The organism is Aquirufa sp. Wall-65K1 (assembly GCF_054558475.1).
The window spans coordinates 15109-39514 of record NZ_JBPXKD010000002.1; the positions used below are offsets into that span (position 1 = coordinate 15109).

Genomic DNA, 24406 nt, shown 5'->3' on the forward strand with positions numbered 1-24406 from the left:
GTATTAGGCGTGTAAACCACATTCTTTTTGGGAGTTTTCCCACCACCACCTGCCGGCTCTAGGATGTTCACCTTCCGCTATGGCCCGCGTACAAGGCGCACAACCAATGGAGATAAATCCTTTTTTGTGTAAGGGATTTTGTGGTATTTTATGGTCTACTAAATATTGATTTAATTCATCGAATGTCCAATCAATCAATGGGTTAATTTTGAATAATTGTCTTTGCTCATCCCATTCCACAATCGGCATATTGGCCCTATTTTCAGATTGTTCTGCGCGTAAACCTGTTATCCAAACCTTCGCACCCTGCAAAGCTCGGGATAATGGTTCCAATTTACGAATAAAGCAGCATTCTTTTCTATTCTCTACTGAGCTGTAAAAGGAATTAAAGCCTTTTTCCTTAACTAGTTTTTCAACAGAGTGAGTATTTGGGAAAAATGTATCAATCGTAATTTGATATTTTCTCGTCGTCAAATCCATTAATTCATATGACTCCTGAAATTGCCTTCCCGTGTCTAAAGTGAATATTTGAATAGGAAGTGACTGACTAGCAATGGCATATAATATGGCTTGATCTTCTTGTCCAAAAGATGTAGAAAATACCATTTTCTCCTCAGCGAATAATTGAGACAATACCCGCAACCGTTCTTCTAGAGGTAGATTTAATAAGGTTTTTTCAATGCTTGAAATATCCATACTCTTAAAATTTTCACAAAAATACATAATGTCTATTGAATTACTATACTTGAATTTAAAAAGATTTATAAGACTTCATATTTGGGAAATAAATCTTTTGTAAATTCATAACGATAAACGACAAAGGATGCATCAAGGCTCAGAGATTTGGTGGAATGAGGGAATGGAGGAAGAAAAATCTCCTTTTTTGGACTTGAAAGCTATAAAAAATTTGGCTAAGCAGGGAGAAGGTCAGCGATTGGAATTTAAAATGAAGGTGAAATTTCCCGAGAAAATTGTCAAGGAAATGGTGGCCTTTGCTAATACAGACGGCGGGATTTTATTGGTAGGAGTAAGTGATGAAGGTCAGGTTCAAGGTGTCAAATTTGTTGACGAAGAGCAATTTCTGCTGGATCGTGCCATTGAAAAATATTGTTTTCCAGTCTTTACATATACCAATTACCGAGTAGAAATAGATGCCCATAGAGCTGTTTTGGTATACCATATTTTCCCTAGTATTGATAAACCGCACATGGTCCAATTATCAGACGAGCCTCAGCCAAAATGTTATGTTCGAATCAAGGACCGGACTGTTCAGGCAAGTAAAGAAATGAAACAAATTTTACGAAGGGAGCATGAGGAGGGAATTCAGTTTAGTTTTGGAGCATCTGAAAAATGGTTAATGGAGTATTTGCATGAAAATCAACAGATTACATTAGCTTTGTTTGCTGAGAAGCAATCTTTGCCTTTATGGCTTGCTTCTAGGAAATTGGTACTTTTAGTTCTGGCAAGAGTATTACGCATTTTGCCTGGAGAAGTATATGATATTTATACCTTACGATGAAAACTAACTATCGGATACTTATTGTTTTAAGTTTGCTTTTTTCTGCTTGTAGTAAACAGGCAGTGGAACCTGAGTTATCCCCCAATCCTTCGGGTTCCATCATCTCTTCTTTTGACTTAATTCAAGATCGTATTTTTACGCCAAGCTGTGCTACTGCGGGGTGCCATTTGGCGGCAACGGATGCTTCTTTTGCCCAGCATGGCTTAGTTTTGGCTAAATCCGCGGCCTATTCACAACTTGTAGGAGTGACAGCAAAAAACCCTAATGCCGTACTCAATAAGATTTTGAGAGTTACAAAATTTCAATCCACACAAAGTTTATTATACCATAAATTAAATTGGGATGCAGCACATCATTCCAGCATTGATTACGGTGTGCCTATGCCATTGGGCGGCAAGCCTTTGTCGGTTGGGCAGTTGAAATTTATTCAAAATTGGATAGAAGCAGGAGCTCCTGAAAAAGGGGAAGTGGCTGATGCCAAACTATTGGATGATACGACTCCTAGTTATGCTGTTAGTTCAGAATTTAGTCCTTTGAGTGAACCATCGGTAGAAGGCAAAGAAGGAATTCAATTGAAGGTTGAGAAGTTCTCCATAGCACCTAATTTTGAGCGGGAGCTTTTTGTTCGAAAACCATTAAATAATGCGGCGCCTGTTTATATTTCTCGAATCAAATTAAAATCCAGACCTAATAGTCACCACATGGTTTTATATGATTTCCAAAATAAACAAGTTTTACCCAATTTAAACGAGGTGAGAGATTTGCGAAACAGTGACAATAGCATTAATGTGTTTACCTTTTTGCAAATGCAAAATCATATTTTTTTAGGTGGAGGGACAGATCCGAATTCGGATTATTCCTTTCCTGAAGGAACAGCCTTGATGCTACCAGCCAATAGCTCCATTGATTTGAATCCACATTATTTTAACAAAACGAATGAAGTCATTTTTGGGGAAAATTATGTGAATTTGTACACGGTTAAGCCTGAACAGGTGAAAAAAGTGGTACAAATGATTGATTTCAATAATACCAACTTAACCATCGCCCCCAACCAAAAAACGGTTATTTCAAAAGATTTTACATTTGACAAGGCCGTGGCCATTGTCTCGCTGACCTCGCATACCCACCAGTGGGGAAAATTATTTCAGATTAAAATCAAAGGTGGAGCCCGAAATGGGGAGGTTATTTATGAAAGTACCGACTGGGCCCATCCTACAGTTATTAATTTCCCCAAGGTGATAGAGTTAAAGGCAGGAGAAGGATTAACTTCGGTGGTTACTTATGAAAATAATACCAACCGCACCATTCGATTTGGTTTAACCTCAGAAGATGAGATGAACATTATTTTTGGATATTACTACGCACTTTAAGACAGAGCCCTAGATACAATTTCACTCACATGCTTAAATTAAAATTTTATGGATCAGAAAATTATTAACCTGTTTGATGAGTACACCCACAAACCATTAAAACGGGAAGTGTTCTTAGCGAAATTGAGCAAATTAGCGGGGGGCACAGCTGCTGCTTTAGCTATTTTGCCGATGTTAGAAGGCAATTATGCCATGGCCAATCAAGTGTCGGTTCAAGATGCAGATTTATTGATGGAGGATATTTCTTATCCTGCTAAAAATTGCACCATGAAAGGTTATTTAGTCCAACCAAAACTTTCCAAGGGAAAACTGGGCGCCGTGTTAGTCATTCATGAAAATAGAGGATTAACTCCCCACATCAAGGATGTAACCCGTCGCATTGCCAAGGCAGGCTACATTGCTTTAGGTATAGATGCCTTATCTCCCTTTGGTGGAACGCCAGCCAATGAGGATGAAGGACGAGCCTTATTTGCCAAATTGGATGCAGTTCAAAATCTAGAAAACATAAAAAGTGGTTTAGATTATTTGAGAGGGTTGAAAAACAGTAATAAGAAAACAGGGGTAGTAGGATTTTGTTGGGGTGGAGGCATGGTGAACTCCATGGCCGTTATGGATCCTGAATTAAATGCGGCCGTGGCCTATTATGGTCGACAGGCTGAAGCAGCCGATGTTCCCAAGATAAAAGCTAAGTTAATGCTGCAATATGCTGGTTTAGATGAGCGAATTAATGCCGGCATTCCTGCTTTTGAGGAGGCATTAAAGGCCAATAAAAAGGATTATCAAATCTTTGTTTATGAGGGAGCTCAACATGCATTTAATAATGATTCTTCCCCAGCTCGGTATAATGCTGAAGTGGCCAAATTAGCTTGGTCAAGAACCATGGGTCTTTTTGACCAAACATTGAAATAATCATACAGAAGGGAAGCAGTGTGCTTCCCTTTTTTTATCCATAGTATTGGAAGAGGATTAGACACGAAAAATTAACTGAGTAATCTGATAAGCAATTTTTTTTTGTTCTGAATATGTGGCAATTAGGAGCTATAAATCAATTTTTTACATCAATTATAAGAAAATAAAAAATAGCTGTTTTTTATATGAAAATTGAAGGTATATTTGCTGCCGTTTCTTGAAATATTTCAAGAAACCAACCGATAATAGTACAATTTTTTGCAATTATTGCATTCTTACGATAAACACATTCGATTGGTAATACATTTACGCTCCCACACATTATAATGGAACAAAAACACAAAAATACTGTTACGGCAGCTGGTCTGCTGGTAGCTATGGGTATCATCTACGGAGATATTGGGACATCTCCTTTGTATGTTATGCAGGCCATCATAGGAAATGACCCTATCAATGAGCTGATGATATTGGGAGGATTGTCCTGTATTTTTTGGACATTGACCCTCCAAACTACCCTCAAGTATGTAATTTTAATCTTGCGTGCAGACAACAAAGGAGAAGGGGGTATTTTTGCCCTATTTGCTTTAGTTCGCCGTCATGCTAAATGGTTAACCTTACCAGCCATCATTGGTGGAGCCACTTTATTGGCCGATGGAATTATTACGCCCCCAATTTCGGTTTCTTCGGCTGTGGAAGGTTTAAAAATGTTGAAAACAAAAGAAGGACTACCCTATGTGACGGATACAGTTCCCATCGTAATCGTTATATTAACTGCTTTATTTATTTTCCAAATTTTAGGAACCAAGGTAGTAGGTAAGTTATTTGGCCCTATTATGTTGCTTTGGTTTAGTATGTTGGCCTTTACAGGTTTAATGTGGATTGAGAATGACTGGAGTATTTTGAGAGCCGTATCACCGCATTATGCATGGGAACTTTTGACAACTCATCAAGCCGGGACAGCTGGTTTTTGGACTTTAGGAGCCGTATTTTTATGTACTACAGGGGCGGAAGCACTGTATTCAGATTTAGGTCATTGCGGTCGTGAAAATATCCGAATCAGTTGGATTTTTGTTAAAATTGCTCTGTTATTGCAATATTTCGGACAAGGGGCTTGGTTATTGCATCATCAAGGAATGTTATTGGATGGCAGAAAACCTATTTTCGAATTACTGCCTAGAGAATTCTTATTCACAGGTATTTGTATCGCTACGGCTGCGGCTGTCATTGCTAGCCAGGCTTTGATTTCTGGTTCTTTTACTTTGATTTCGGAAGCTATTCGCTTGAATTTCTGGCCAAAAGTTCGCTTGATTTATCCTTCAGATCAAAAGGGACAATTATATGTGCCCTCCATCAATATCTTTTTATGGATGGGTTGTGTAGGTGTGGTACTTTGGTTCAAAGAATCATCTAACATGGAAGCAGCCTATGGTTTAGCGATTACCTTAACCATGTTAATGACGACCTCACTGATGGCTTATTACCTTCACATTAAGAAAGTCGACATGTGGTGGATACTCCTATTTTTAGTCGTTTATATTTCCTTAGAAGGAGCATTTCTAGTAGCCAACTTGCAGAAATTCTCGCATGGAGGTTATGTTTCCTTGTTTATAGCTGGTGTGATTTTATTGGTTATGTATGTGTGGTTCAGAGCTACACGTATTAAGAAAGACTTGACGGAATATGAAAAATTATCTGATTACGTAGAACCTTTGAAGGAACTTAGTCGAGATGAAACCATACCAAAATATGCCACACATTTGGTCTTTATGTCGAATGCAGGGCGAGTTTCTGACATTGAATCTAAGATTATCTATTCCATTTTTCAACGCAGACCCAAACGAGCTGATATTTACTGGTTTGTACACGTAGATACACTAGATGAACCTTATACTATGGATTATAAGGTAACGGTGATAGAACCAGATGATATCATTAAAGTGAATTTTAAATTGGGTTTTCGGGTGGAACAAAGAATCAATTTATACTTTAGAAAAGTAGTTGAGGAAATGGTGGCCCGTGGAGAGGTGGATATTACCTCTCGTTATAAATCCTTAAATGAGCAAAATGTGATTGGTGATTTCCGTTTTGTTGTATTGGAGAAATTCTTGTCCTTTGATAATGAATTACCTCTGATGGACAGATTGGTTATGAAGTTTTATTTCTTCTTAAAACAGTTCATGAATTCGGAAGATAAATGGTTTGGTTTAGATAGTGATGCGGTGAAATTAGAAAAAGTACCATTAATCATCAAACCTATTTCAAAGTGTAATTTGAGACGTATAGACTAATATGAGTACAATATTTAGCAAAATTATTTCAGGAGAAATTCCATGTCACAAAATAGCTGAGAATGAGCATTTTTTAGCATTTTTGGATGTAATGCCTTTGGTAGAAGGGCATGTCTTGGTGGTGCCTAAGCAAGAAATTGACTATATTTTTGATCTGTCACCAGATATGTTGGGTGACCTGATGAAATTTGCTCAAAGTGTCGCCCCAGCCATCAGAAAGGCTATTCCATGTAAGCGCATAGGTATTGCAGTTATTGGTTTGGAAGTGCCTCACGCGCACGTACATTTAGTACCTATGAACACAGCCAACGATTTGAATTTCACGCAAGCTAAGCTACAAGTTAGTCAGGATTCCTTGGCAAAAACGGCCGAACAGATTCGTTCGTTTTTGTAATTACTTGAGAAAGCCCTTCAATTTGTTCATCTCTAATTGAGGATTCGCTTTTTCGTATACAATGGCATATACTGCTTCAATGATCGGTAGGTGGATGTTATGTTGTCTTGATATATGGTAAATACTTCTCACAGCATAATATCCTTCTGCAATCATATTCATCTCAATCTGAGCAGATTTAACAGAATACCCTCTTCCAATCATATTTCCAAAGGTTCTATTTCTGGAAAACTGCGAATAGGCGGTCACCAATAAGTCGCCCAAATATCCAGAGCTATTTAAATCACGGTTTGTTTCAGGATATACCGCATCCAAGAAAAGTTTAATTTCTTGCATGGCATTACTAACCAAGACAGCTTGGAAGTTATCACCAAAACCTAATCCTCGCGTAATACCGCAGGCCATGGCTATGATATTTTTGATAACGGCGCAATACTCCACTCCGTATAAATCTTCAATAGCATGAGATTGTAAAAAACGACTATTTAGGAGGTTAGAAAAAGTCTGAGCTAAAGCCAAATTGGGAGATGCAATTGTCAGGTAAGATTGTTTTTCTAAAGCTACTTCTTCCGCATGACATGGTCCAGCGATCACACAGGTTTGCCCCAAAGGCAGGTTGAATTCGCGTTCTATCCAGTCAGTAACCAACATGTTTTCATCAGGTATCATACCTTTGATAGCTGAGACTACTTTTTTGCCTTCAAAATGCTTTTTATTTAGGTCCTTTAGCGTACTTGGAATAAAAGCTGCGGGAACTGCCAAAATGATGTATTCTACTCCATTCAAAGCATCAGACATTTTGTGGTATGTCTTTACTTTCCGCGGATTTATGGCTACATCGGTTAAATAACTAGGATTATGGTTGTATTTTCTGATAAAGTCTACGTCCGATTTTCTTCGAATCCACCACTTGATTTTAACCTGATTTTCGGATAAGATTTTGACTAGAGCTGTTGCCCAACTTCCCCCTCCCAATACCGTGATGTGGGTAGGGATTTTTTTCTTTAGTTCCTCGATTTGACTCATAGCACAAAATTAATTTAAAAAGATGGAATGAGTTTAGTTTAAAAGGAATATGTCAGTACTCCTCCAAAATTATAACCTAGGCTAGGATAATTCAGGTAGCGTTGGAAATTTCTGTTCAATAAATTATTCAAATTAACTCCTAGAGCTACTTTATCATTGAACTTGAAATTGATATGACAATTTAAATCAAAAATCTCGTCCATGGCTATGGCCTTTGAATCCTTTGGACTCCAAGCATATAATCCATTAATGTATTCGATGGTAGGAATAAGAGAAAGTTTGTTACCTAATAGGATGGTCCCATTCCAATTTATCTTCCAGGCAGGCCTATGAAATGCTTTCTCCAAATCTCCTAAGGATTCGTAGCTATCATAATTAAATCGGACCGCACTTTTGATGGATCGACTTATTTGTAGGTCAAAATTTCCTGAGAAGGTAGTGACCTGAACCTTTTTTAAGCCACCAACATAACTTAATACGAATTGGGTAGGATCTGATGCAGCATTAGTAATGATGGGTAAATCTGTATATTCTGAATAAGCAATCTTAAATTCAAAATCAATATCTCCTGCTTTATCTTTATCGGTACGGTTGGTACCTTTAATTCCAGCATAAAGGTTACCGACTTGAGATGAGTTTTTCAATAAAATAGTAGGAGAAACCCATGGATTTTGTTTCACAAAATTGGCATAAGTATTGAATTGCACATCTCCACCTAATCCCGCAAAAAAATGGATATAGTCTAGGCTAGAAAAGTCGATTAAAAATTGAGGGAAAAAGCTTGTCTTAGCTGGTTCAGGGCCGTCACTTGTTTCTTGTAAGAAATGGGCTCCTGCTGAAACAGTTACAAAGTAATTAGAATAGGTATAAAAAGGTCTAAGCCTAGAGAAACTCCTCGTCAGGGTCAGAGAAGGGGTTTTGTATTCTGAGAGTATCATTTCCCCACTTAAGTTGATGAATGAGTTGGACTTTAATTTTATCTTAGAATAGAAGGAGCCATTGCTAGTTAATTCGCTGACTTCACTCAGATTACTTATCCTTGAGACATCTAGGCTAGCATTAAAATCAAAGGTTGATCGGGGGATATTGGTGCCAAATTTTCCGAAAAAGTTATAGGTATCGTATACTAATCGCTGATCACGGAAACTTGGGATTTTTTGTCCGGGTTCAAATCCGTAGTAATTAGTCCCCAGTTGGGAATAAGCGGCATGGGTCTCCAATTCTAGTTTGCTATCTGCTCGAGAGCGACTCCAGACTTTGACATTGTTCAATTTTTTTCTTGAAAAGATATCAGCCACAGGCCCTTCCGCATAGGCATCATGGGATAAATAAAAGCCTAATCTTTGATCTGCTTTATTCAGATTTAAATTCAAATAGGTATATCCAAAATTTCCGGCACCTACCCTAATTATGTTGTTATTCAGAGAATCCAATCCATAAATCTCCCCGTCCCTCGGATTGATTTTAGACCATTTCAAAGGATGTTCCTCTTGGCTACTCCAGTTTAAGGGCACATCCACTGGCTTTTGGCTGCTTTTCTTATCCTGAAAAGTGGGTAATTTAATTTTCTCTTGGGAAAGTTTTAATTCTCCTAAATTGACTTCTCGATTAATACGAATGGTATCTGCCGTTTGGGGAACAAATGACAAGGCCATTTCGGTCTTTACCATAAAGCCAATGATAAGAAGAATATATCGGAAGTATGAATTTCTCGTGCTGGTTTTCATCTATTTTAATCGACTCTTGGCTAAATTTCTTACATCATTTTCTTTGGTCATATTTTTAGCTAATGCCATATAATATCCCATGGCTTTATCTTTTTGATCTATGGCCATTAAATTGTCAGCATATAATAATAGCCCTCTGAAATAGGTTTTTTTGGTCCGAATGTTTGTCGGAACCACTTTTCTAATCAAGGTTTTGTCTAATAGTTCATCCAATTCAGCGTGTTTCTTTTCTTGGTATAAGAGCTGAGCATATTTCAATTCAGCTTCAGCACCTATTACAATCTGTTGAACAATCGGGCTTAAATGGTTATTAACACTGATTCTTTGTAACCATTTTTTAACTAATTCAGGCTGTTGGGCTTCTTCTGAAATTTGTACATATTGTTGATAGAATTCATTTTTCTCATCCACTTCATACAAGTCATCCCAGGTGGACGTTAATTGATACAAGGAATCCAACTGCTTCGATTGTAAATAGATTTGAACTAAATTTTCATTGGCTAATTTCTGATAACGGCTAACTTTAGTATACGACTTGATAAACTGAAAAGAATGAATCGCCACATCTATTTGCTTATTTGTCAGGGCTAATTCCCCCGTTCTTTTCGCTGCATTAATAACCTCCGTTGTTTTAAATTTATCTTTTTTGCTGATAATTTGTTGATAAAATTCAATAGCCTTTGGATAATCATGTAAGCTATCTGAGCTAGCAGCTAGATTTTTTAAAAGGGTATTACTATTCTTCGAATTAGGATAGATTTTTTGAAATTCTAAAAGGGTAGTTCGGGCTATATCCCAGCGTTTACTTTGGTAAATCTCCATGCAATCTTCCCAAAACTTCTCCTCGCTTCCATATTCTTGGTAATGCTTTTTCACCCATTCTACCTCAAGATTTAATCTTTTGTAAATGTTTTTAAGCTTATTTACTACACTCACACGGATGGTGTCTCCGTGGCTACTACCCAATTGCTCCTCCTTATCCTGAATGGCTAATCGTCCAAAGTTCATGAGTTCTTCACCCTGGGATAGGATGGATAGCTTATCATATGTCTGCGACCTAAAATCCAGAGCTCTTTTATAGTTTAGGGCAGTAGGTGGATTTTTTCCTAAAATATCTGAGAAGCCCTTTATGGCTTGAATTAAATTTTCACGGCCTCCTTTTTGATATAAACTAATCCATTGATTCAAGGTAGCCGTTTCCTTATGGATGGAATTGGGGAACTCCTTCAAAAATTTCCCATATAAATCACTTACATCTTCGTATCTACGAAGCTTTTCTAGGATTTTGATTTTATCCCACAAATAATTTTCTTTTTCTGAAGTGCTCCCTTTGTTATAGGCGATTTCCAACAAGCCGATGGTTTGAGCAAGAATATTATTTTCTTGGTATTCAGATGCCTCTTTGGTCGAATTGTATTTCCATACTTCAATCACCTTTTTTCGGGTAGATGCATCTGCTAATGGGGAGTTAAACAATTCCTCTGCCAAAGCTAACTGTGTCGGTCTTTGTTGATTTAAATCAATCAAGGTATTTAACAAGGCTGATTTTAGTTGAAATTTTAGCGCTAAGCTATCCAAAGCCAATTCCCTTCCTGGATTTTTCGGTACAGGGATTTGATGAATGGAGGAATAAATATTAATAAGTTGGTTTAAATAGTATTGGTACACTTTTTCTTCCTCTTTATTTAGGGGAGACTTTTTCTTTTGAAGGTAAGCTTTGCCTAAAATACTATAGGTTTCACCTTGTAAAACCTTGGCTAAAAAGACCAATTGAGGGTTGAATGGAAATGCTTTTACTTCTTCGATTAAACCCAGGATTTGATCGACATGAGCGAGATTGTCTTGGCGATCAAAAAGTTCTATGGCTAGGGCATAGGCTCTCTCTTGATAGGCTTTTTTAAATTCTTCGGTAGCAAAAATATTAAAGGTGAAAAATTCCTTGACTTGGTAAATGCCAGTGCCTTCTTTGCTACATTCGCTGATGGCATGAACAATCATGGTATTTAGCGGTACCAGGTGCTTGCTTTGAGGATATTGACGAACAAATTCCTTTATTTTACCTAACAAGGCATCAAAAGACCCTTGGTTTTCCAAGCTTACCAATAAGTTGAAAGAGGCATCTTCTGACAAAGATTTATTCCAATTAACTTGAATGGCTTTTTCTAAGGAAGAAACTGCAGCAGTATAGTTTTTGAGATGAAATTGAGACATCCCTATTTGATAGTGAATTAATTGACTTAAAGAATCAGTCAAGTTTTCATTTCCAATAATTTTGTTGAGTAAATTTTCACTGGCTTGATACTGCCCAGATTTGAAGAATGAAAAGGCCTGTTTCAGCGGAATATCCTCGGTGTTACTTTGCAACACCGTTTTTTTGTTTTCATTAATCACTAAATATTTGGCATAAATTTCAGCCGACTTGCTAAATTTTCCTTGGTTAAAATAGATGTCCCCCAACAACCTAGCGATATCAGATTTCTCTACCTCTCTACGGTCATTTAATACAATTGGCTCCGCGTAAGCAATTAAATCAGCGTATTTTTCAGGTCCCATTTGGTAATAGGCCTGGGTAATCATGGTGGGAATTTGTCTTTTAATTCTGACCCAAACCGAATCAGAAAGGGGAATTTGAGCTAATTGAAAAGGAGCTTCGTCCGCCTTTTTTAGATCAAAAATGGCCGAAGAAAATTGTTTTTGATTTAACTTCAATAATCCCGAATAATAGGAGGCTGCGTAGGCCACAGATTCATTGTCATCATTACTCAATAATTCAAACAAGCTCAGCGCTTTGGTATTTAAGCCCACCTGTAAATAACAAATCGCTAATTGAAATCGTATTTCAGGATCTAAGATGGATACTCGTTGTTCTATGTATTGAATTGCATCTTGGTATTGACCTGCTTTATAGAGAAAGCTCCCAATTTCCTTAACCAAAATAGATGTTTTTAAACTTGAAGGATGGTTGGCAATAAAACGTTCCACTGCCACCTTGGCTCGCGTGGTGTTGATGTAAAAATCACATAATACGATAAAGAATTCTGCATCAACAATTTCATTGGAATTACGATCGAAATCTTTGGCATTTTTTTCCAAGAACAAAGAAAATTCCATTCTAGCCGCCGCGTAATTGGCGGCATTGTAATAATCTTTGGCTACTCTAAATTGCTCTGCTGGGCTTTTATTGATGTTGGAGTCTTGTGAAAAACCCGGTAGCGTCATCAGAAGACCTATTCCCAAAATGAAGAAGAATAGGTAAATAGATGTGTAAAAATGGGCTGATTTATTTGCCGTCATCATGTCAATTTTCAATAGGGAATCTTACTTTAATTCAAAATGTACTCTTTTTTTGAAGTCACTGCCGCACCGATTCCCACTTTTTTGGAGTTTTGTAATACAAAACGATGGTTCTTAAAATAATTTGTGAGAATTCCCTCCACATTACTTTCGCAATCACTGTTGGTCTGAATTTCTTTCACCGTTCCATCCGCTTTAATTTTGATTCTAAAGTCAACAGAGCAAGCGGTGGAGCCTACCGGAATCAGGCTTTGCAGACTTTTTCCGCTGGGCCACTCCCAAACCCCATTATTGAATGGGTAAGCTATGGCCGGAGGTTCTGCTTCTATCTCTGCTCCGTCTGCTTGCCCCTCCGTAACATCTCCTATGGCATCCACTCTTCCTGGATTACCTTTGATTTTATCTTGCTCTGGTGGCCTAACTACTGGCTCAGGGTCATCATCAGGTCTAATTTCTGGGGGTAAAAACTTAGTTGTGGTAACTTTTGGAATTTCTTTGGGCGGAGGTGGAGCTAACTCATCCTGTTTTTTTACTGGAGGGGGAGGAGCTAATCGCATTACTTCTGCCATCACCTCTTTGCCTACATCTGTTTTCTGGGACTGAGCATCCTCCCAGATATGGTAACAAAACATCAATACGATGACCAGGGTAAAAAGGAGGGATCCTTTTAGAGCTGATTTATTTAAAGTAGAAGGATAAATAGCCCTTAATTGAAATGCGCCGTATTCTTGATTTCTATTCTGAAATACGATTTCATCTAAAGTAGTATGTTCTTCTATATGGATTGACATAATTAATCTGGCTAACAAATTGTGCAAGGAGCTTATTTTTTCATTTTATGAAATAAAACGATTCATCCTTGACATATTTCCTTTGACACTTTTGTGGTATCATGTTCAGGAGAAATGATGAATTTCTCAGTTCTATGATAGGAACATTTACCCATTTGCCCCTCAGAGAAAAAGCACTCCATGGTAGTATTCCTGAATTAAATTTTCGTAGGCAGGAATATGCTAGGTAATGGTTAAATTGGTTTTTGTTAAGTTCAAAGTAAAATTACTTCAAAATACGGCTTTTTGCCCTTATTTGCAAGATGAATAGACCAATGGACCTAAATTTAGCACAGCCTAGGGTATTATGTCGGGTAAGTTCTTGGAATAAAAACATTCAAATTAGAGCCTAAATGAAATGATTGTAGGAATAATTTCAGAACTTTGAAATGGAATTATCAATTTATGCTAGTGAAATTTTTTGCCATCGTATTATTCATTTGTAGTGCTGCTTTTATTTCCTTAGGTCAAAGGGCTACGATAAAAGCCCCTCAGGAAAAATTGGGAGGTTATGTGATTTTTGAAAAAGATAACCATGGTTTGATTGCCACGACCAAGGATATCGGACAATTTGATTATCCTAATGCGCTCATCGCCTGTGAAAATCTCAACTTAAATGGTTTTGATGATTGGCGATTGCCCACGCAGGAGGAATTTGAATTAATTCATCAAAAGTTGAATCTTAAAAAAATGAAGTCCAATAATGTGTTCAAATCTGCATGGTACTGGACTTCCACAGAAATAGATAAAGAACATGCCGTGACTCATAATTTGAACACGGGTATGCAAACCAACTATTTTAAACGTCTAAGTATGCGAGTTTTAGCGGTCAGGACTTTTTAATTATACTCCAAACTGTCGTAAGTGATGGTCTAAATGCTTGTAAAGCATATTGTTCCACTCGGTTTCATTGAGTATTCCTAAACTAAGAGAAGGTCGTTGACACAGTTCTTTCGCACCCATTCTTTCAATCTCTAGGATGTAGGTCTTTAAACGGTTTTTTTCTATTTCGAAATCATGCTCATTCACCTTGAGGAATGATGGAGCTGTGCGGGCATTTTTTAGGTAAGGAGCCTCATTGGTTAAGAGGTTCTTTAGAAATAATTTCAAGAATAATTTAAGGTACCAAGGAACTTGCTCTGTGTTTTCCCCTTTGATTTGTTCATATGGAACGCATAAATGAGCCAACATTTGAGCCACGTTCATTTTTCCCCATAGGGCCTTGGAGTCAGGCTTTAATGCATCAATTCTGGCAAGTAATTGTTGGCTAGTTTCTGATTTATAAATAGATGGCAAGGGCATAATGCTTCTTTTAAGGTACTAATGTTAGCTCTTTGCCCGCAAATTTCCAATGCTTAACGTGGTAAAGTTCACTTTTGATGTCTTTTGTTTTGGAGAATATAACTTGCTCTAAATCAATGTCATCAGCCTCAATTGCCCGGTAGGCTTGATCGCATTCGATTTGTACATCCTGCAATTTGATTTGCCTGATGGGCATTTCGGGTAATCCGCGAATCAGAAGGCCTGTCTGAGCACCTTTTACACGTATGCGTTCTGCCCAAATGGATTTAAACTGAGGAGTTCCTTCATTGACTGGCATACTAGCAATGACGGGTTTTTCTTCCCCATTGCCAAAAGTGCTTAGTGGATCTTTACCTTGATAATACATGTCAAAGAGAATAGCTTCTCCAGCAATATTTTTCATCAGAATATCTCGAATGTACACATTTTCCACAATGCCACCCCTTCCTCTAGCTGTTTTGAAACGAAGTCCCACATCTGTACCTAAAAATTGACAGTTGGAAACATATAAATCATGAACTCCTCCAGACATTTCACTGCCTACCACCACGCCTCCGTGCCCGTGAAATACTTGGCACTGGTCAATCCAAATATGTGCACTAGGCCTAGCCCTTTTTCTCCCTTCTTCGTCTTTACCCGATTTGAGGCAAATACCATCATCACCTACATCAAAACTGCTATTTTTAACCAAGACATATTCACATGATTCAATATCTATCCCATCTCCATTTTGAGCAAACCATGGATTTTTAACTTTTATTTCGTTGACTGTTAGGTGCTTACAAAGTAATGGATGGATATTCCAAGCAGGGGAGTTTTGAAAGCTGACACCTTGCAATAAGATTTGTTCACATTCAATCAGGCTAATCATATTGGGTCTCAAAAACTCTTTGATTTCCTCTGACTTTTCGATGGTCCAACCCGCAGCTACCACACCTGCACGGTCCATTTTGGCGGCCTTTAAAGCTCGGGAAGTTGGGTACCAAGTATCTTTTGTGTCGTTTAAGACACCTCCTGATTTGACTAATTCAGCCCATTCACCAGCTGTTAATTTACCCTTTTTGACAGGTCGCCAGGCTTCACCAGCCCCATCGATTATTCCATGCCCAGTGATGGCAATATTCGTAGCATGAAAGGCTGAAATGGGAGATTGCGCACGAATGGCTTCTACTCCTTCCCAAGATGTTTTCACCAGTGGATAGTCTTTACTTTGGCGGCTAAATTGTAATAAGGCACCAGAAGCTAAGTGTAAATTGACATTTGATTTTAAAATAATCGGGCCACTAAGCCAAAATCCAGCTGGTAGATGAACCACTCCACCACCCTGCTCATGACAAACATCTATGGCTTGTTGAATAGCAGTGGTATTAAGTTGACTTGGAGAAGAAATAGCCCCATAGCGAACGATGGAAAAAGTATCTAATTTAAATGCTGTGCCCGCTACTAAGGGTATTTCATATTGGTATTTTTGGCTGAAGGCTGATTTTTTGAGAAAGCTTCTGAGCGCTTCATTGGAATCAAATATGGCTGAAGCTACTGCTTGTGCCATCCAAGAGGCTCCGTAAACTGAAAAGTGAGTGTCATCTGAGACTCCTTTCATGAATTTTTTGAAGATTCCGGCAGGATAATGCAGGTATATTTTTTTAGATAAGTCGGGGCCTAATTTTTCAATTTGTGCCCTACTGATTTTTTCTAAGTCGATCAGGAGGACTTTTTCTTGTTTAGCTACTTCTCTGACTACTTGCGGGTATTCGCCGTGCTGATCCACAAAGGCCCCTGTGGAATCAAATTTACGCCTTTGGATGGATGTTAATAAAACGGGAATCCCTCCTTTGGATCGAGTTTCTTTGACATACCGAGTGATATTTTCCCGGTAATCAGTTTGCGCCGCAGCATATCTACTGGTATCGGATATTTTGGCATCATTATGCCCAAATTGAATGAAAACATAATCACCTTTTTTGATTTGTTGAAAGACTTTAGCCCACCTTCCTTCTTTTCGGAAACTTTTGGTGCTCCGACCATTATAGGCATGGTTTTGTACTTCTACGGCCTCGTTAAATAAGTGAGCGAAAGGCATTCCCCAGCCAGTTTCTGGATAATCGGCAGGGACTTTATCTGCCATGGTAGAATCACCAATGAGAAAAACACGCAGAGGTTCAGCGGTTTGGAAACTAAATAAGGCAATACTAAGCAAAAGAAATGCTAGGCGAGTTTTCATGTATTCGGATTTCATTGACTTTAAAAGGGGAATGTCAATAAAATTTACCCGTTACCTAGCGATTTATCGCCACACTACTTAAAATAGATTGGATAATTTGAAGGGTGCTTATGCCATCTGCTTCTGCCACATAATTGAGGATGATGCGGTGATTCAATACATCTGGCGCCATTTCTTTGATGTCTTCTGGTAAAACATAGTCGCGTCCTTCTAGGTAAGCCATTACTTTTGCGGCTAGATTGAGGTGTATGCTGGCTCTGGGTGATGCGCCAAACTGAATGTAATTCGCCTCTTGAACTAATCCATATTCGGCAGGATTACGTGTGGCAAAGATTAATTCAATGATGTATTTTTCTAAGGTTTCACTGATGGTGATTTGGTTGATTTCCTTCCTGATTTTCTGAATATCTTCCAAATTCATGATGGTCTTTACCTCATATTCAAAGTCCATGTTGGACATTTTCCGCATTACCTCTAATTCTTGTTCTTTATCTAAATAATTCAAGAATACCTTAAGCATAAAGCGGTCCACTTGCGCTTCTGGAAGAGGAAAAGTTCCTTCTTGTTCAACAGGGTTTTGAGTGGCTAAAACTAAAAAGGGCTTATCTAATGGATAGGTAGTATCGCCAATCGTTACTTGTTTTTCAGCCATGGCTTCTAACAAGGCTGATTGCACTTTGGCAGGAGCACGGTTTATTTCGTCGGCTAAAATGATTTGAGCAAAAATGGGTCCTTTTTTTACTTCAAACTCATTTTTTAAGGGATTATAAATCATGGTTCCTACCAAATCAGCTGGTAATAGATCTGGCGTAAACTGGATGCGATGAAAATGGAGATCAAGGATTTTTGCTAGGGTGTTGATGGTTAATGTTTTGGCTAATCCAGGTACCCCTTCTAACAGCACGTGTCCACCGGTAAATAGACCCACTAAAAGTCGATTTATCAACCTTTCTTGCCCTACTACCACCTTACTCATCTCATGTAACAGGGCATTTATTTTTTCTCTAGAATCCATCGTATCAATCGTTTTTTATCCCTTTGGGGTTTACCATTTTTTAAAAATAACATAAACCGCCAGAAGTATTAGGCCAAAACCTAAGAAATGATTCCAGGCTAGTTTTTCAGACTTCACCACGAAAATAAGAAAAAGGGTGAAGACTATGAGGGAAATGGCCTCTTGAATAGTCTTTAATTCAAAAAAAGAGAATGGCCCTCCATTTTCCTTAAATCCTAGTCGATTGGCAGGTACTTGTATGGCATATTCAAAAAAAGCGAGTCCCCAGCTGAATAGTATGATGGTACAAATTCCTGCATGTTTCAGCCAGGAACTTTCTTTCCATTGCAAATGCCCATACCACGCCAAGGTCATAAAGACGTTGGATAGAACGAGCAATGCCACGGTAATGCCAGCTCTCATTTAATTTAATTTTTTATATCGGATTCGTTTAGGAATGATGTCATTGCCCAAACGTTTCTTTCTAGCTTCTTCGTACTCGGAATAATTGCCCTCAAACCAAGTAACTTGGGAATCACCTTCAAAGGCTAAAATATGCGTTGCAATTCGGTCAAGGAACCATCTATCGTGGGAAATGACAACTGCGCATCCTGCAAAATTTTCTAAACCTTCCTCGAGTGCTCGAAGCGTATTTACATCCAAATCGTTGGTAGGTTCATCCAGCAATAAAACGTTGGCTCCTTCTTTTAACATCATAGAAAGGTGCACTCTGTTTCGCTCTCCCCCCGAAAGGTTGCCAATTTTTTTCTCTTGATCAGCCCCATTGAAGTTGAATTTACTCACATAGGCGCGGGCATTGCTTTGCTTTCCACCTAACATGACCCAATCGTTTCCATCAGAGATCGTTTCAAATACTGATTTTTCTGCTTTTAATTGATGGTGCTCTTGGTCCACATAGGCCAGTTGAACAGTTTCCCCCACTTCAAAACTACCAGAGTCGGGTTGTACCTGACCAGTGATTAATTTAAACAGGGTGGTTTTACCCGCACCATTGGGGCCAATTATGCCGACAATTCCTGCAGGAGGCAAGGAAAAACTTAGATTTTCAAAAAGTAACTTATCACCATACGATTTGGAAACACCTTGTACCTCAATCACTTTATTTCCTAAACGTGGACCTGCGGGAATGTAGATCTCTAATTTGTCTTCTTTTTGTTTATTTTCTTCCGAAAGGAGCTTTTCATAGGCCCCAATACGTGCTTTTGATTTAGCTTGACGAGCCTTTGGGGCCATTCTTACCCATTCCAACTCACGCTGTAAAGTCTTCTGTCGACGAGACTCAGTTTTTTCTTCTTGAGCCAAACGGTTTTGCTTTTGCTCCAACCATGAGGAATAATTTCCTTTCCAAGGAATCCCTTCACCACGGTCAAGTTCTAGAATCCATCCTGCCACATTGTCTAAGAAATAACGGTCGTGGGTAACGGCAATCACCGTTCCTTTGTATTGGCGTAAATGTTCTTCTAACCACCAAACGGATTCAGCATCTAAGTGGTTGGTAGGCTCGTCCAACAATAGAACATCGGGTTCTTGTAATAATAATCGGCAAAGAGCAACACGTCTTTTTTCTCCTCCAGATAAAGTACTAATGAGCGAATCAGACGGAGGACAACGCAAAGCATCCATTGCTTTTTCTAAACGATTGTCCAGTTCCCAGGCATTGAAATGATCTAATTTTTCTTGTACTTCACCTTGTCGGGAAAGTAATTTGTCAAAATCAGCATCCGGATCACCAAAAGCTTCATTGATTTCATCAAATTCTCTCAAAAGGTTTTTGATTTCAGCTACCCCTTCTTCCACCACATCCAACACAGTTTTATTGGGATCAAGTTGGGGTTCTTGCTCCAGCAAACCCACGGTATAACCCGGAGAAAAAACAACTTCGCCCGTGTATGATTTATCGATTCCTGCAATGATGCGTAGCAAAGTTGATTTTCCGGAACCATTAAGACCCAGGACTCCAATTTTGGCTCCGTAAAAGAATGACAGGTAAATATTTTTTAAAATAGTTTTCTGTGGAGGGATGGTCTTAGAGACCCTTTCCATCGAAAATATGATTGTTTCGTTGCTCATGCGGCGTTTGGAATTTTAATAAGATGCAAATATCGTAAAAAGCCGGAAACTGTTTCCGGATTATTTTTTGTTTTAGTGATTTTTAAAAAGATTATTAATCCAAAATGTTTAGAGATTTATTAAAATTTAAATAATTTAGGGCTTTGTAAAAAAGATTATTTAAACCACACCTAATTTTTGAGCCAGGGCATTTGCTTGAAGCTCTCTTATATCAAAAAAGATGGAAGCAACCACCTCCAATGAATTTGGATTTTGTCGAGATGGCAAAGTCTATATCAAAGCATTTCTTAACTTTCCCGAGCGTGAGATTGGTTTTGTTCGTAATACGGAACAAGAAGCATTGCAGTATTTTGTCAACCGTTTTGAATTAGCCAAGAAAAAAGTCGCGGATTTATCCAACGAAGTCAAGGAAGTCCAAAACAAAGGTTCATTTTTGACAAAAGTAGTTCAAATGAAGGCTTATTTGTCTGAGTTTGATGGCCTAGGTGATTTTAAACCATTATTTGATGAGTTGGATAGAATTGAAGAGTTTTTACGCTCATTGATTCAACAAAATCAGGTTAAGAATTTAGAGATTAAACGCGCTCTAATAGAAGACGCAAAAAATGCTGCTCACGGGGAAGATGTTTTAGTGGCTACGGAGCAATTGGTAGAAATAAAATCCAAATGGGTTAAAACCGGGCCGGTAGATCGCCAATATCAAGACGAATTAACGAATTCTTTTCAAGCAATTTTAGAGGCATTTTTCTTACGAAGAAGGGTGTATTTTGAAGAGAAGAATCGAATCATAGATGAGAAAATAGCCAAATTACAAGGATTTATTGATGGGGTGCATCAATTGAGAAAAGCACCCGATATTGATGATTCTGTGGGTAAGGTAAAAGAATTACAAAAGGAGTGGAAAACCGTTTTAGGTTTACCTCCGAAAAAACAATCGATGCTTTGGAAGAATTTCAAAAAGGCAAACGATATGTTTTTTGAAAAATACAATCGAATTAAAGGTATTGAGGTTAAACCTCGTATTGACCCTCGGGTTCAAGAGCTAATGGCGATGACCCAGGAGCTAGAATCCAAATTGGGAGATCAGGTAAATATGCCTGCTACGGCAGATAAAGCGAAAGCTTATTTAGTGAAGTGGAAAGAAATTACAGCACAAATGAAATCCTTGGATCGTAGTTTGGCAGAACGTTTCAGAACCATTTGCGATAAGATTTTTGAGATGAACTATTTATTGAGGGTTATTTCTTACCGTCATCCTGCTTTAAACGATAAACCAAGAATTGAGCAATTGAAAATCATGATTAATCAAATGGATTACATGACAAAGAAAGAGCGCAGTGAATTGGAAAGCTTTATCGCCCAAGCTGAACAGGATCGCCAAATGGAAGAAAAACCGATACAAAGTAAGATTAATACGCAAAAGCGTAAAATCAGTATGAAGGAAATTCTTTTGACCGGTTTTAAAACAGAATTGGATCAATTACTCAACGCTTAATCCCATTTGATGGGCTAAACCTGAAAAATCTAGCCCATCAAATGTACCTGAGGACATCATTAACAGGTTACATTGGTTCCAAGTTTGCTGTGCTAGGTAAGCTTTCAAGGCGGCCGGATCTCTTAGAATAATCAAATTCGGGTGTTGAAAATAGGGTTGTACCTGATCATCTTCCATTCGCTCCATTTTTTTTATCTCCCGTGCATGCTCGCTTAAATAGATGACAGCAGCATCTGCTGCATCTAATGTCTTGGCATAATGAGGCAGAAAGGCAGGATTTAAACTGCTGAAAGTATGTAATTCAAGACAAGCAATCAGCTTTCTTTGGGGATATTGGCTTTTAAGTGCTTCTGTGGTAGCTTTTACCTTAGAAGGGGAATGAGCAAAATCTTTGTAAAATAAAGTGGAGTCGGACTTGCCAACCAGCTCCAGGCGTTTAGCAGCGCCTTTGAATGATTGAATTGCTAAATAAAAATCGCTGGTAGAAATACCTACTTGTTCACAAAGTAAACGAGCGCCATTCAGGTTTTTTAAACTGTGCTCACCAAAAATTTGAATTTCATATTCTTTCCCATCTAAACCTTTTAAAATGGTTAGTCCATTTTTAATATAAGATGGATGTGCTTCATAGCCTGTTTTTTCCGTGTGGTCTGGGCAAGAGTCCGTTAATTGTTCTAAGGTTCTATCTGTTTGATCGTAGAATAGACTGCCTGCTTTGGGCATGGATTTAATTAATTCTTCGAAAGAAGCTGTGTAGGATTCAAAAGTGGGATACACATTGATATGATCCCAAGCGATCCCAGAAATTAACGCAATATGAGCTTGGTACAATAAAAATTTAGCTCTTCTGTCGATGGGGGAGGCCAAATATTCATCTCCTTCAATGACAATTATCGGTGCGTCGGATAATGAGGCCATTAAGTCAAATCCCTCAATTTTGGCTCCAACTAGGTAATCAAATTTTTTATGGAGTGTCTTAAGAACATGTAATACCATGGAAGTAATGCTGGTTTTTCCATGACTTCCAGCTATGACAATGCGCTGTTTATTTTTACTATGTTCATACAAGAATGAAGGGTAAGATTCTATACGAATTCCTAATTCTTGAGCTTTGAGTAATTCGGGATTATCAGCACGGGCGTGCATGCCTACAATGACACAATCTAAATCGCTTTGTATTTTTTCTGGAAACCAACCAAAACTTTCAGGCAAAATGCCGTGTTTCTCTAGCAAGCTTTTCGATGGTTCGTAGATTTCATCATCTGAACCTGAAATTTTATAACCTTGAACCTGAAGTGCTAAGGCTAGATTATGCATCGCCGCACCACCTATAGCGATAAAATGAATTTTTGGCATGTAACATTGTATAGAATAGTTTGCAAAGTACATACTTTTATTGCAGTTTTGCACGTTTTTCCACAATTCGAGAGTACTCGTTTTTTAATTTGGTAAGTATCCATGAAAAATTACATCGATCTAATTGATCAAACCATTGAATTTCCTACTCGGGAATTCAATATCAATGAGAACAATGAGTTATTGTTTAATAATGTCCCTTTGATGGAGATCATTAAACAATATGGTACACCATTAAAATTATCCTATTTACCCAAGATTGGGGAGCATATCGATAATGCCAAATTATTGTTTAGAAATGCCATCAAGAAATACAATTACAAGGGAAATTACACCTATTGTTATTGTACTAAATCCTCCCATTTTTCCTTTGTATTGGATGAGGTCATTAAACAGCATGTTCATTTAGAAACGAGCAGTGCTTTTGATATACCCATAATTCGGGATATGTATGAGCGTGGGAAAATTTCTAAATCGACTTATATTTTATGCAATGGATATAAGCAGCCTTTGTATACTCAATACATTTCAGAGTTTATCAATGAAGGATTCAATTGTATTCCAATATTAGATAATTTAAAGGAAATTGATTTTTATGAGAAATCCGTTACGGCAGACAAAGTTAATTTGGCCATACGTATTGCTACTGATGAGGAACCGGATTTTGCCTTTTATACTTCTCGTTTAGGGGTACGTTATTCTGATGTGAATTCACTTTATTTAGATAAAATCAAGCCGAATCCACGTTTTAATTTGAAGATGTTACATTTCTTCATCAATACAGGTATTAAAGATAGTGCCTATTATTGGTCGGAGTTGAGTCGCTTTATTTACAAGTATTGTGAGATTAAAAAGATTTGCCCAGAATTGGATTCCATTGATTTAGGAGGAGGCCTGCCGATTCAAACTTCATTGCAATTTAATTACGATTACCAAGCCATGGTTGATGAGATAGTAGAATCTATCTCATGGATTTGTAATAAAAACAATGTGCCTGTTCCTAATATTTTTACGGAATTTGGTTCGTATTCAGTAGGAGAGAGTGGGGCCGTTTTGTATGAGATTATAGATCAAAAATTGCAAAATGATAAAGAGCTTTGGTATATGATTGACGGTTCTTTCATCACTCAGTTACCTGATTCATGGGGAATGAACCAAAAGTACATCATGTTACCGGTTAATAATTGGGGCTCTCCCTACCAAAAAGTGAATTTAGGAGGCTTGACATGTGATTCCATGGATTTTTATAATACGGAAGCGCATAGTTCTGATTTATATTTACCTATTTTTGAGGAAGCGACTGAGCGACAGTACGTTGGCTTTTTTCACACAGGAGCTTACCAAGAGTCCTTAGGAGGTTATGGAGGTATTCAACATTGTTTGATTCCTGCGCCTAAGCATGTGATTATTGATCGTTTAGAAGATGGAACGGTGACAACCCGTTTGTTTTCTGAGGAGCAAAATAGTAGTTCCATGTTGAATATTTTGGGTTATAACCAACCAAACACGCTTACCTCAGAGGAAGAATTAAATACGAAAATAGAGCTTGAGATAAAAGCAAAAACTAAATTAGCATCTGTTTAAAACTAA

The 24406-nt window shown here is 38.0% G+C and carries 19 protein-coding genes; 8 read left to right on the plus strand and 11 right to left on the minus strand.

The window, feature by feature from the left end; all coding sequences use genetic code 11:
• Positions 1 to 3: 3 nt before the first annotated feature.
• Positions 4 to 696: a phosphoadenylyl-sulfate reductase gene (locus ACST15_RS03415; protein WP_459453246.1), complete on the minus strand. Its 693-nt coding sequence runs from the start codon at positions 694 to 696 to the stop codon at positions 4 to 6.
• A 127-nt stretch (positions 697 to 823) separates the two neighbouring features.
• On the opposite strand from ACST15_RS03415, the gene ACST15_RS03420 reads away from it, so the two are divergent.
• From ACST15_RS03420 to ACST15_RS03440, 5 genes are all read left to right on the plus strand, one after another.
• The gene (locus tag ACST15_RS03420; protein WP_459453247.1) at positions 824 to 1519 is read left to right on the plus strand and encodes an AlbA family DNA-binding domain-containing protein; all 696 of its coding nucleotides are present in this window, start codon (positions 824 to 826) and stop codon (positions 1517 to 1519) included.
• The gene (locus ACST15_RS03425) at positions 1516 to 2889 is read left to right on the plus strand and encodes a monooxygenase (protein ID WP_459453248.1); all 1374 of its coding nucleotides are present in this window, start codon (positions 1516 to 1518) and stop codon (positions 2887 to 2889) included. Before ACST15_RS03420 ends, ACST15_RS03425 begins: the two co-directional genes overlap by 4 nt.
• Before the next feature lie 48 nt (positions 2890 to 2937).
• Positions 2938 to 3798 carry a dienelactone hydrolase family protein gene (locus ACST15_RS03430; RefSeq protein ID WP_459453249.1) on the plus strand — a complete coding sequence of 287 codons (861 nt, stop codon included), beginning with the start codon at positions 2938 to 2940 and terminating at the stop codon, positions 3796 to 3798.
• A 326-nt stretch (positions 3799 to 4124) separates the two neighbouring features.
• Positions 4125 to 6086: a KUP/HAK/KT family potassium transporter gene (locus ACST15_RS03435; RefSeq protein ID WP_459453250.1), complete on the plus strand. Its 1962-nt coding sequence runs from the start codon at positions 4125 to 4127 to the stop codon at positions 6084 to 6086.
• A 1-nt stretch (position 6087) separates the two neighbouring features.
• Entirely contained in the window at positions 6088 to 6480 is a 393-nt protein-coding gene (locus ACST15_RS03440; protein ID WP_459453251.1) for an HIT family protein, read from the plus strand.
• Here ACST15_RS03440 and ACST15_RS03445 read toward each other — a convergent pair whose 3' ends face one another.
• From ACST15_RS03445 to ACST15_RS03460, 4 genes are read right to left on the minus strand one after another with little or no spacing between them, the layout of a single operon-like run.
• Positions 6481 to 7506 (minus strand): NAD(P)H-dependent glycerol-3-phosphate dehydrogenase, encoded by a 1026-nt coding sequence (locus ACST15_RS03445; RefSeq protein ID WP_459453252.1) that lies wholly within the window; start codon positions 7504 to 7506, stop codon positions 6481 to 6483.
• A 38-nt stretch (positions 7507 to 7544) separates the two neighbouring features.
• Entirely contained in the window at positions 7545 to 9233 is a 1689-nt protein-coding gene (locus ACST15_RS03450) for a TonB-dependent receptor (RefSeq protein WP_459453253.1), read from the minus strand.
• A complete protein-coding gene (locus ACST15_RS03455) occupies positions 9234 to 12530 on the minus strand; it encodes a tetratricopeptide repeat protein (protein ID WP_459453254.1) in 3297 nt (1098 codons plus the stop codon).
• Positions 12531 to 12556: 26 nt separating this feature from the next.
• Entirely contained in the window at positions 12557 to 13318 is a 762-nt protein-coding gene (locus ACST15_RS03460) for a hypothetical protein (protein WP_459453255.1), read from the minus strand.
• Positions 13319 to 13762: 444 nt separating this feature from the next.
• Here ACST15_RS03460 and ACST15_RS03465 point away from each other — a divergent pair, with 444 nt between their 5' ends.
• Positions 13763 to 14200, plus strand: a complete 438-nt coding sequence (locus ACST15_RS03465; protein WP_459453256.1) for an Lcl C-terminal domain-containing protein — start codon at positions 13763 to 13765, stop codon at positions 14198 to 14200.
• Here ACST15_RS03465 and ACST15_RS03470 read toward each other — a convergent pair whose 3' ends face one another.
• Genes ACST15_RS03470 through ettA form a run of 5 tightly spaced genes read right to left on the minus strand, consistent with a single transcriptional unit; the run spans position 14201 to position 19965 of the window.
• Positions 14201 to 14659 (minus strand): DUF1569 domain-containing protein, encoded by a 459-nt coding sequence (locus ACST15_RS03470; protein WP_459453257.1) that lies wholly within the window; start codon positions 14657 to 14659, stop codon positions 14201 to 14203.
• A gap of 10 nt (positions 14660 to 14669) precedes the next feature.
• A complete protein-coding gene (locus ACST15_RS03475; RefSeq protein ID WP_459453258.1) occupies positions 14670 to 16880 on the minus strand; it encodes a glycosyl hydrolase family 28 protein in 2211 nt (736 codons plus the stop codon).
• Positions 16881 to 16935: 55 nt separating this feature from the next.
• Positions 16936 to 17895, minus strand: coding sequence for an AAA family ATPase (locus tag ACST15_RS03480; protein ID WP_459453259.1), 960 nt, complete (start codon positions 17893 to 17895; stop codon positions 16936 to 16938).
• Between the two features lie 30 nt (positions 17896 to 17925).
• Entirely contained in the window at positions 17926 to 18297 is a 372-nt protein-coding gene (locus ACST15_RS03485) for a DMT family protein (RefSeq protein WP_459453260.1), read from the minus strand.
• Positions 18298 to 19965, minus strand: coding sequence for an energy-dependent translational throttle protein EttA (ettA, locus tag ACST15_RS03490; protein WP_459453261.1), 1668 nt, complete (start codon positions 19963 to 19965; stop codon positions 18298 to 18300). It lies immediately after the preceding gene.
• Between the two features lie 220 nt (positions 19966 to 20185).
• Here ettA and ACST15_RS03495 point away from each other — a divergent pair, with 220 nt between their 5' ends.
• Entirely contained in the window at positions 20186 to 21460 is a 1275-nt protein-coding gene (locus tag ACST15_RS03495; RefSeq protein WP_459453262.1) for a DUF349 domain-containing protein, read from the plus strand.
• On the opposite strand, the gene ACST15_RS03500 is transcribed toward ACST15_RS03495, so the two are convergent.
• On the minus strand, positions 21446 to 22816 hold the full coding sequence (locus tag ACST15_RS03500; protein ID WP_459453263.1) for a UDP-N-acetylmuramate--L-alanine ligase: 1371 nt from the start codon (positions 22814 to 22816) through the stop codon (positions 21446 to 21448). The genes ACST15_RS03495 and ACST15_RS03500 overlap by 15 nt on opposite strands.
• Positions 22817 to 22918: 102 nt before the next feature.
• On the opposite strand from ACST15_RS03500, the gene ACST15_RS03505 reads away from it, so the two are divergent.
• Positions 22919 to 24400, plus strand: a complete 1482-nt coding sequence (locus tag ACST15_RS03505) for a type III PLP-dependent enzyme domain-containing protein (RefSeq protein ID WP_459453264.1) — start codon at positions 22919 to 22921, stop codon at positions 24398 to 24400.
• The last annotated feature ends 6 nt before the right edge of the window (positions 24401 to 24406 follow it).

What these genes read in the sequence shown, in the direction of transcription:
- ACST15_RS03430 (WP_459453249.1), top strand. Translation starts at nt 2,938, where the DNA reads ATGGATCAGAAAATTATTAACCTGTTTGATGAGTACACCCACAAACCA.
- ACST15_RS03420 (WP_459453247.1), top strand. Translation starts at nt 824, where the DNA reads ATGCATCAAGGCTCAGAGATTTGGTGGAATGAGGGAATGGAGGAAGAA.
- ACST15_RS03425 (WP_459453248.1), top strand. Translation starts at nt 1,516, where the DNA reads ATGAAAACTAACTATCGGATACTTATTGTTTTAAGTTTGCTTTTTTCT.
- ACST15_RS03485 (WP_459453260.1), bottom strand. Translation starts at nt 18,297, where the DNA reads ATGAGAGCTGGCATTACCGTGGCATTGCTCGTTCTATCCAACGTCTTT.
- ACST15_RS03450 (WP_459453253.1), bottom strand. Translation starts at nt 9,233, where the DNA reads ATGAAAACCAGCACGAGAAATTCATACTTCCGATATATTCTTCTTATC.
- ACST15_RS03445 (WP_459453252.1), bottom strand. Translation starts at nt 7,506, where the DNA reads ATGAGTCAAATCGAGGAACTAAAGAAAAAAATCCCTACCCACATCACG.
- ACST15_RS03495 (WP_459453262.1), top strand. Translation starts at nt 20,186, where the DNA reads ATGGAAGCAACCACCTCCAATGAATTTGGATTTTGTCGAGATGGCAAA.
- ACST15_RS03465 (WP_459453256.1), top strand. Translation starts at nt 13,763, where the DNA reads ATGCTAGTGAAATTTTTTGCCATCGTATTATTCATTTGTAGTGCTGCT.
- ACST15_RS03415 (WP_459453246.1), bottom strand. Translation starts at nt 696, where the DNA reads ATGGATATTTCAAGCATTGAAAAAACCTTATTAAATCTACCTCTAGAA.
- ACST15_RS03480 (WP_459453259.1), bottom strand. Translation starts at nt 17,895, where the DNA reads ATGGATTCTAGAGAAAAAATAAATGCCCTGTTACATGAGATGAGTAAG.
- ACST15_RS03505 (WP_459453264.1), top strand. Translation starts at nt 22,919, where the DNA reads ATGAAAAATTACATCGATCTAATTGATCAAACCATTGAATTTCCTACT.
- ACST15_RS03500 (WP_459453263.1), bottom strand. Translation starts at nt 22,816, where the DNA reads ATGCCAAAAATTCATTTTATCGCTATAGGTGGTGCGGCGATGCATAAT.
- ACST15_RS03475 (WP_459453258.1), bottom strand. Translation starts at nt 16,880, where the DNA reads ATGAAAACTCGCCTAGCATTTCTTTTGCTTAGTATTGCCTTATTTAGT.
- ACST15_RS03470 (WP_459453257.1), bottom strand. Translation starts at nt 14,659, where the DNA reads ATGCCCTTGCCATCTATTTATAAATCAGAAACTAGCCAACAATTACTT.
- ACST15_RS03460 (WP_459453255.1), bottom strand. Translation starts at nt 13,318, where the DNA reads ATGTCAATCCATATAGAAGAACATACTACTTTAGATGAAATCGTATTT.
- ACST15_RS03440 (WP_459453251.1), top strand. Translation starts at nt 6,088, where the DNA reads ATGAGTACAATATTTAGCAAAATTATTTCAGGAGAAATTCCATGTCAC.
- ACST15_RS03435 (WP_459453250.1), top strand. Translation starts at nt 4,125, where the DNA reads ATGGAACAAAAACACAAAAATACTGTTACGGCAGCTGGTCTGCTGGTA.
- ettA (WP_459453261.1), bottom strand. Translation starts at nt 19,965, where the DNA reads ATGAGCAACGAAACAATCATATTTTCGATGGAAAGGGTCTCTAAGACC.
- ACST15_RS03455 (WP_459453254.1), bottom strand. Translation starts at nt 12,530, where the DNA reads ATGATGACGGCAAATAAATCAGCCCATTTTTACACATCTATTTACCTA.